This is a genomic window from Roseisolibacter sp. H3M3-2, assembly GCF_029211165.1.
Lineage (GTDB): Bacteria > Gemmatimonadota > Gemmatimonadetes > Gemmatimonadales > Gemmatimonadaceae > Roseisolibacter.
Window position 1 is genome coordinate 1 of record NZ_JARGEK010000219.1, and the last position, 8,144, is coordinate 8,144.

Consider the following 8,144-nt stretch of genomic DNA (forward strand, 5'->3'; position numbering starts at 1 on the left):
CTGTTCGCCCACGAGGTCGCGCGCGCCCGGTCGCGCGGGGCCGCGCGCGGCGCCGCCGCGGGCGCCGCGGGGCTGGGCGACCTGCTGCGGCGCGGCGCGTACGAGCGCGTGCGCGCGCGTCCCGACGCCGTCCCCGCCACCCGACCCCCAGGAGCGACGATGCCGCCCGCCACCACCCGCGCGCTCCTGCGCCGCCACGCCGGCGCGTTCGCCGTCGCCTGCGCGACGTTCACCGCGGCGATGGTCGGGCTGTTCGCGTGGCGCCAGGTCCCCGGGCTCGCGGCCGACGGCGCGTCGCCCGGCACGATCGTCGAGGCGATGCTGCTCGCGGTGCCGTTCACGGCGGCGATGACGATCCCGATCGCCGTCCTGGTCGCGGTGCTGTACGCCACGCCGCGCGCCGGCGACGGCGCGCGCGGCCTGCTGGCGCCGCTGCTCGCGGCCGCCGTCGGGATCGCGGCGCTGGAGCTCGGGGTCACCGCCGTCGCCGTGCCGCACGCCAACGCGCGGCTGGCCGCGATGCTGTCGCCCGACGACGCGGCGCCGAACGACCGCGCGATGACGATCGCCGAGCTGCGCGCGGCGGCGCGCGCGGCGCCGGAGGACGCCGCGGGCTACGAGGTGGAGGTCCAGAAGAAGCTGGCCCTCCCCGGTGCCTGCGTGGTGCTGGCGCTGGCCGGCCTCGCGATCGCGCGGCGCGCGCCCCGCGGCGGGACCGCGCTCGTGGTCGGCGCGAGCGTGGCCGTGACGGTCGCGTACTACCTGCTGATGGTGACCGGCGAGGGGCTCGCCGACCGGCTGGTCGTCACGCCCGCGGTGGGGATGTGGGGCGCGAACGCCGTCGTCCTCGCCGCCGCGGCGCTGGCCCTGTGGCGGCGCCCCGCGCGCCTGCTGCCCGCCGACGCCTAGCGCGCGACGAGCTTCTGCGACACGACCACGCGCATCGGGGGGGCCTTGCCCCCCTCGGGCGCCGACGGCGGGACGAGGTCGAGCGCGAAGTCGACGCGCGAGTCGGTGATCCACCCGCGCGCGAGGTCGAGGCGCAGGCGCCCGTCGGCCGACCCGCCGCCGCCGCGGGCGCCGCCCACGCGCACGGCCGCGCCGTCGGCGGCCAGCAGGCGGCCGCGCATCGACACGAACGCCACGCCCCCGGCGCGCGCCAGCGAGTCGAGGCGGAAGGTGATCTCGTGGCGCGGCGCTTCGCCGTCGGCGCGCGCCGCGGCGCCGTCGGTCCACGGCAGCGGCATCGTGCGCACCCAGGTCGCGCCCGTGGCCACCGGCATCGCCGGCAGCGCCCCCGGGAGGCCGAGCGCGGTACCGGCCGCCGCGGTGTCGGCGCCGCGCCCGCGCTGGGAGAGCCAGCGCATCGCGCCGTCGGGGGCGACCTGCATGCGCGTCGCCTTCCCCTGCATCCCCTTGCGCGCGCGCGCCAGCGCCTCGGCGGGCGCGCCGGGCATGCGCAGCTCGACCGAGTCGGTGTGCGAGACCACGACGCTGCCGGCGGCGTCGCTGCGCTCGACGACCGAGCGTGAGAGCACGAGCATCGAGCTGAGGAGGCGCGGCACCGGCTTGGCCGCCGCCCCCGCGCGCGCCGCCGCGGCGGCGCCGGCGACGGTCTGCTCGAAGCGCAGGTGGAGCGTGTCGCCGGCGCGCGGGCGGAGCCGCAACGACACCGTCGCCCCGCCCGGGGCCGCGACGGCCTGCGCCGCCGCGCCCTCGGCGCCGACCGCGAGGGCGGCGAGCGCGGCGAGCAGGTCGCGGGCGGGGCGACGGCGCATCAGAAGCCGTACGGGTCGTCGGCCGGCACCACCCGCAGCGGGGCGGCTGGCGGGGCGGCCGACGGCGCGGCGGCGCGCGTGGGGACGCGCCCGCGGAACTGCGCCCTGAAGAATGCGCGCACGTCGTCGGGGCGCGCCATCAGCGTGCGGTCGCGCGCGGCCAGCACCTCGCGCGGCTCGTGCAGCGCGGTCACCTCCTGCACCCACGCCAGCGTGACGCCGCGGTCGAGCGTGCGCAGCGAGCGCGTCACCGCCGCCTCGACCGTCGGCTCCGCCGCCTGGGGGAACCGCTCGACCCCCGCGCGCCCGGTGAGCACCGCGGGGCGCGGGAAGCGGACGAACACGGGCTGGGTGAAGTGCGGGTGGCGGACCATGAGCTGTCCCTTGGCGAGCGTCGCGAGCTTCGTCTTCACGGCCGGGCTGAGCACCGCGTACCCCGGCGTCGCCAGCTCGTCGGCGTCCATGCGCCCGTAGAGGGCGGTCCCCGCGTTGCCGACGACGCGGCGGTGCACCTGGCTGCGGAACTGCTGGGCGCCGAAGAGCACGAGCCCCAGGTAGCGGCCGCGCTCCGAGATGTCGAGCAGCATCTTGCGGACGTACGTCTCCTGCCCGTCGCCGGGCGCGTACTTGTTCAGCTCGTCCACGAACACGACGACGTGCCGGACGCCGAGGTCGCGGCGCTCGAGGTGCTCGCGCAGCTTGCTGACCACGCGGGCGAAGATCAGGTCCTGCGCGTCCTCCTCGAGGTTGGCGACGTCCACCACGTACACCGTCCGGTCCTCGAAGGTGCCCCAGGGGAGGTCGCTGACGGCCCCGCCGTCGGTGACGAGCCCCTGGCAGCGCAGCGCGATGTTGACGAGCCGGTTGCGCACCTTGCGGATGGTCGCCACGTGGTGCGTGCGCCAGGTGTCCCCCGCCCCGCGCCCCTCGATGGCGATCAGCAGGTCCTTGAACCACTCCTCCAGCTCGGCGAACGTCGTGACCGTGTACGTCTTGCGGAGCAGCGGGTCGGTGAACGCCTTGTTCACCACGCGCTCGGTGATGAAGTCGATCAGCGCGTCGGCCTTCGCGTCGACGTCGTCCTTGTTGAGCAGCACCTCGGCGTACTGCAGCACCTCGTTCAGCCCCCACGTCAGCGGGCGCACGTTCTCCTGCAGGTCGTCGTGCGAGCGCAGCGTGGCGAGCGAGAACCCCTTCGCGGTGTAGGGCGCGAAGTAGCGCACCTTCTCGAACGGGCGCGCGGGCACGCCGAGCCGCGCGTACAGCGCCTCGTCCTGCGCGTCGAGCGTCCCGGGCTGGTCGAGGAAGAGGAGGTCGGGCCCCTTCACGTTGAAGCACACCGCGGCCACCGAGCCGCGGCTCTCCGGGAAGTGCGCGAACAGCGACGCGAGCAGCCACTCGACGGCGCTGGTCTTCGTCGCGAGCCCCGACACGCCGCTGATGTTCAGGTGCGCCGCCTCGGGCCCGACCAGGAAGTCGGCGTCGAGGTACACGGGCGACTCCATCGGCCCGGCGCGGTAGACGCCGACGGGGATCGCGGTGCGCGAGCCCTCCTGCAGGTAGCCGTCCATGCGCAGCGCGACGGCGACGTCGGCGTCGTCGGCCAGGAACACCTCGCCCATCGGCACCGGCTGCAGCGGCTCCTCGGGGAGCTGGCGCAGCACGGCCGCCGTGTACAGCCGGATCTCGGCGCGCTCGGTCGCGTGCCAGCTCGCCCCCGCCGGCGACCCGTCGAAGCCGAGCACGTCGTGCAGCGGCGTCTGGAGGTCGGTGTAGGCGAACCCCTCGGTGACGACGCCGTAGACCTGCGGCAGCGCGCCGTCGATCGGGGTGGAGCCCTGGACGCGGACGATGGTGCCGACGCCGACGGGGGCGTCGAGGGCGGTCCAGAAGTGGAACTCGAACGCGGTGTTGGGGCGGCGTTCGGTGGCGACGATGCGGCCGAGGGGGGTCGTCCCGTGAGCGTCGAGCGTCGAGCGTCGAGCGTCGAGCGCCTCGTCGGCATGCGGCGCCCCGTCGCGGCGCGACGCGCCGGACGGGCCGTTGCTAGCGTGCGGGTCGTCGCGATACGGAGAGGACATGCGGACGCGGGACTTCCAGGATCTGGTGGTGTGGCAGCGCGCGATGACGCTGACGCGTGAGGTCTACGAGCTGGCGCGGCGGCTCCCCGTCGAGGAGCGGTTCGCGCTCGCGAGCCAGATGCGGCGGGCGGCGGTCTCAGTGCCGGCGAACATCGCCGAGGGACACGCCTCCGCCTACGGGCGAACGTTCGTCCGGCACCTCAGCATCGCGCACGCGTCGCTGATGGAGCTGGAATGCCACCTCAGCATCGCGATCGACGTCGGGTACCTGGACCCGGGCGACGCGGCGACGGCGCGTGCCGCGAGCGACGAGGTGAGTCGCATGCTCCGCGCGATGCGACGCACGCTGCGCGACGGTCTCGCTCGACGCTCGACGCTCGACGCTCCCCCTCAGCATACCGCCCGCAGAAACCGCTCGCAGTCGTAGATCCCGTACGCCATCCGATCCCACCGCGCGTCCGGCAGCGCCACCGGACTCACCTCCGCCAGGATCCACCGCGACAGCCGGTCGGCGCGCGCCGTCAGCGCCTCGCGCGACTCGCCGTCCAGCAGCGCCGCCTCGACGCGCACCAGCCCCCACATCGGGTCGTGTCCCGCCGGGTCGCGCAGGCGGAGGTACCAGCTCGCCACCGGCGTGCGGCGCGAGCCCTGGACGCGGAACACCGTCGAGCGCTGCGCGCGGCGGAGGCCCAGCACCGTGCGCAGCCCCTCCCCTTCCGCGTACAGCGTGCGGTGGCTCTTCACCACGCCGGCGACGCACGGCGCGGTCGCCACCAGCTCGCTCTCCTGGATGCCGCCGTCGACGAACAGCGGCTCCCCCTCCACCCGGCACCACGTCTCGGCGACGTGCTTCTCGACCACCTCGCGGTCCTCCTTCACCATCGACAGCGCGCGGTCGAGGAGCGCCAGCGGGTGGGGGGCGGGGAGCTCGCCCGCGGCGTCGGGGCGCGTGGTGTCGACGAGGCGCGGGTCGGCGTCGCGCAGCGCGGCGCACGTCTCGGGGGCGAGCCAGGCGCACGGCGCGTAGACGCGCGCGTCGACCACGAAGCCGCGCGTCCAGGTCGAGAAGCGGCGGTTGTGCCGCACGCGCACCACCGCGGCGACCGTCCCGTGGACCACCGGCAGCCCCTGGTCGTGGCCGAGGACGCGCGTGCGCTGCACGCCGTCGACGAACGCCGCGAAGCCCGACGCCGGCTCGCCCTCGACGCGCACGGCGCGCATCGCGTGCCCCTCCAGCAGCGCCGCCTGCGCGAGGCGCGGCGGGTCGGCGGGGAGCGACTGCCGCAGCTCCAGCGGCGCGCCGCCGTCCGCCGACAGCCCGTCGCGCAGCGCGCCGCCCAGCCGCCGCTGCACGCCGCGGAAGTCGCGCGCGGGCGTGGCGGGGTGCGGGAGGCTCATGCCGGATCGTACCCCGCCGCCGACGCGAAGACAAGCCGAAGCCGCGCCCGCCGGAGCCGCGCCCGCACGACGGCCGGGCGACGCGCCGTCACTCGACGCCGATGTCCCAGGCCTGCTCGAGGTCCTGCTTGGAGTACGACCGGAACGCGGTCAGCGTCTGCGTGCGCGCGATCCCCGGCACGCCGGCGATCTGCTCGGTCACGACGACCGCGATCTGCTCGTACTCGGGCACGCGCACGATCGCCACCAGGTCCCACTCGCCGGACACCGAGTAGACCTCGTGCACCCCGTCGACGCCGGCGATGCGCGTGGCCGCGGCGGTGATCGCCTTCGGGTCGGCCTTGATGAGGACGATGGTGGTGATCACGGGGCGGCGGTGCGGTCAGTGCGGGACCGGCTGCGGCGGGACGTTCAGCAGCCAGAGGCCGGCCAGCTCGCCCGCCTCGTCGACGTCGACCAAGATATCACGCCCCACCTGCACCGCGCGCGTCGGCCGCGGCCGGCCGACGCGGAAGTGGTAGGTGCGCTGCCGCCGGTCGGACTCGACGTGGAGCAGCGTGTCGACCTCGACGTCCGTGGTCCCGCCCAGCGCCCCGAGCGCGCCGAGCGCCGGCATGCTGACGTGGCCGCGCTCGGAGGCCCCGGGCGGCGCGAGCGCGGTGCGCAGCCGCACCGGCGGCCACACCGCGACCTCCAGCCCGCACAGGCGCCCGGCGCGCACCTCCAGCGTCACCCACGACCCGTCGCGCCCCTCCAGCTCCAGCGACGCGGCCGCGGCCCCGCCGCCGCGCCGGTCGGCCACGCTGGCCGCCGGGATCTCGGTGTCGGCGTCCCACTCGTAGCGCACCGGCGGCGGGGGGCCGTCGCCCGGGGGCTCGACCGCGAGCGCCACCGACGTCCACCGCCGGCGGTTCCGCGCGCCGGCGGCGACGCTCGCCGCCTCGGCGGGCGGCTGCGGGGCCGGCGGCAGGAAGTCGGAATCGGGCACCTCGGCGCTCCGGATTCGGGTCGCCGCCAATGTTCGTCCGAGTGGCCACCGGCGTTATAGGGGATTCCCTGACAGGGGACTCCCGGGGAGGGGCGCCGTCCGGCCGGCCCCGCTATGATTCCCCGTCTCCCGCGGCACGCGGCTGGCAGCGGCCGGCCTGGCGCCCGCGGGATTGTTTGCCATCACGAAACGACGGGGCGCCCGGGCGCCCGCCGGCGAGCGCGCCGGGGGACCGGGCTTCATTGGGTGCCGGCCGGGCCGGCGGAGAGCGACGTGGACCAGGATCATCCGACGACCGGCCCCGAGGCCGGCGCGCAGGGCGCCCCGACGGGCGGCGCCGCGACGGGCGAGACGCCCGAGACCCCGACGACGGCCGGCGCGACGCGCAGCCAGCACGTCGTCCACACCCTCCCGCACGACTGGGGGACGATCCCCCAGTTCCTCGGCCCCGCGCTCGAGCGCCTCGACCCCGCCGCCGCCGACGTCCAGCTGCTGGTCGTCACCCCCGACGCCGACACCGCGCTCGCGGTCGCCGACGCCGCCCTCCACCTGCGCGGCGCCGCGGCCGGCACCCCGATCCTCGCCGTGACGCGCGTCGAGCGCGCCGGGCGCCAGCTGCGCGCCCGCCCCGCCCCCGCCGCCGCCGCCGACCCCGCCGCCCTCGCCGGGCTGCTGCGCGCCTCGGCGCTCAAGCTCGACGCCGTGCGCTTCCTCGTGCTGGCGTGGGCCGACGAGATCCTCGACCTCCCGAACGCCGAGGACCTCGACCTCGTGCTCGGCGAGGTGTCGAAGGAGGCCGAGCGCACGCTGGTCGCGACGCAGGTCACCGACGACGTCGAGGCGCTGATCGAGCGCGCGCTGCGCCGACCGCGCCGCGTGGCCCCGCAGGCCGCCTCCGGCGCGCCGCTCGCCGTGTCGTACGTCCCGACCGCGACGTCGGCCCGCCCGTCGACGCTGCGCCGGGTGCTCGACGAGCTCGACCCGCCGACCGCGACGATCGTCGTCGCCTCGCCGTCGTCGGAGGCCGAGGTGCGGCGCGCGGTCCGCGTGCTCGGCTACGCGCTGGACGACGCCGGCGCGGCGGCCGCGCCGGCCGACGACGTCGACGAGGCGCAGCGCGCGCTGGGCCTCGAGGCCTCGGCGCCGGCCGCGCGGGTGCGCATCGCGCGCGTCGACGACGCGACGCCGTTCGCGTCGCAGGAGGCGCTCGTGGTGCTGTACGACCTCCCCGTCGCGCGCGACCTGCGCGGGCGGCTGTCGGCGGCGCGCCCGGTGCAGGTGGTGGCGCTCCCGCAGCCGCGGCAGCTGCCGGCGCTGCGCGAGCTGGGCGCCGGCGCGCCGCGCCCGCTGGCGCTCAAGGACGTCGCCCGCCGCGAGGACGCGCGCGACTCGCTGCTGCGCGCGGCGCTGCTCGCCGAGCTGTCGCGCGGGCTCCCGGCGCGCGAGCTGCGCGTGCTGGAGGAGCTGCTGGAGACGCACGACGGCGTCGAGGCCGCGGCCATCGCGGTGCGGCTGCTGGAGCGCGAGCGCGCCCGCCGCCAGACGCAGGCGCCCTCGGCGCCGGCCGCCGCCGCGCAGCCCGCGGCCGCGCCGCCGGCGGCGATGACGCGCCTCTTCATCACGATCGGCACGCGCGACGGCGCGCGCCCGGGCGACCTCGTCGGCGCCATCAGCAACGAGGCCGGGATCACCTCCGACCGCATCGGCAAGATCGAGCTGCGCGAGTCGTTCTCGCTCGTGGAGGTCGCGGGCGCCGACGCGGCGCGAGTGATCGAGAAGGTGAGCGGGATCATGATCCGCGGGCGCAAGGTGCAGGTGCGCGCGGAGCGCGAGACGCGTGGCGGCGGCGGCGACCGCCCGCCGCGCGGCGACCGGCCGGAGCGCGGCGAGCGCCGCGGG

At 77.0% G+C, this 8,144-nt stretch carries 8 protein-coding genes; 3 read left to right on the forward strand and 5 right to left on the reverse strand.

What is annotated here, in order from left to right; genetic code table 11:
* The coding region (locus PYV61_RS16525) for an LptF/LptG family permease (RefSeq protein WP_275833578.1) at positions 1-909 on the forward strand (909 nt) is incomplete at its 5' end.
* Here PYV61_RS16525 and PYV61_RS16530 read toward each other — a convergent pair.
* Both PYV61_RS16530 and PYV61_RS16535 read right to left on the reverse strand, forming a co-directional pair.
* On the reverse strand, positions 906-1,778 hold the full coding sequence (locus tag PYV61_RS16530) for a hypothetical protein (protein WP_275833580.1): 873 nt from the start codon (positions 1,776-1,778) through the stop codon (positions 906-908). The genes PYV61_RS16525 and PYV61_RS16530 overlap by 4 nt on opposite strands.
* The gene (locus PYV61_RS16535; RefSeq protein WP_275833582.1) at positions 1,778-3,859 is read right to left on the reverse strand and encodes a hypothetical protein; all 2,082 of its coding nucleotides are present in this window, start codon (positions 3,857-3,859) and stop codon (positions 1,778-1,780) included. Before PYV61_RS16535 ends, PYV61_RS16530 begins: the two co-directional genes overlap by 1 nt.
* Between PYV61_RS16535 and PYV61_RS16540 the strand changes: the two genes are divergently transcribed.
* Complete coding sequence (locus PYV61_RS16540) at positions 3,858-4,286, forward strand: four helix bundle protein (protein WP_275833584.1); 429 nt, start codon at positions 3,858-3,860, stop codon at positions 4,284-4,286. The two genes, PYV61_RS16535 and PYV61_RS16540, sit on opposite strands and share 2 nt — an antisense overlap.
* On the opposite strand, the gene PYV61_RS16545 is transcribed toward PYV61_RS16540, so the two are convergent.
* The 3 genes from PYV61_RS16545 to PYV61_RS16555 form a co-directional block, all read right to left on the reverse strand.
* Positions 4,250-5,257, reverse strand: coding sequence for a hypothetical protein (locus PYV61_RS16545; RefSeq protein WP_275833586.1), 1,008 nt, complete (start codon positions 5,255-5,257; stop codon positions 4,250-4,252). The two genes, PYV61_RS16540 and PYV61_RS16545, sit on opposite strands and share 37 nt — an antisense overlap.
* An 88-nt stretch (positions 5,258-5,345) precedes the next feature.
* Complete coding sequence (locus PYV61_RS16550; RefSeq protein ID WP_275833588.1) at positions 5,346-5,624, reverse strand: Lrp/AsnC ligand binding domain-containing protein; 279 nt, start codon at positions 5,622-5,624, stop codon at positions 5,346-5,348.
* A 15-nt stretch (positions 5,625-5,639) separates the two neighbouring features.
* Positions 5,640-6,245, reverse strand: a complete 606-nt coding sequence (locus tag PYV61_RS16555) for a hypothetical protein (protein ID WP_275833590.1) — start codon at positions 6,243-6,245, stop codon at positions 5,640-5,642.
* Positions 6,246-6,518: 273 nt separating this feature from the next.
* On the opposite strand from PYV61_RS16555, the gene PYV61_RS16560 reads away from it, so the two are divergent.
* On the forward strand, positions 6,519-8,144 hold a 1,626-nt coding region (locus PYV61_RS16560), incomplete at its 3' end, for a DEAD/DEAH box helicase (protein WP_275833592.1).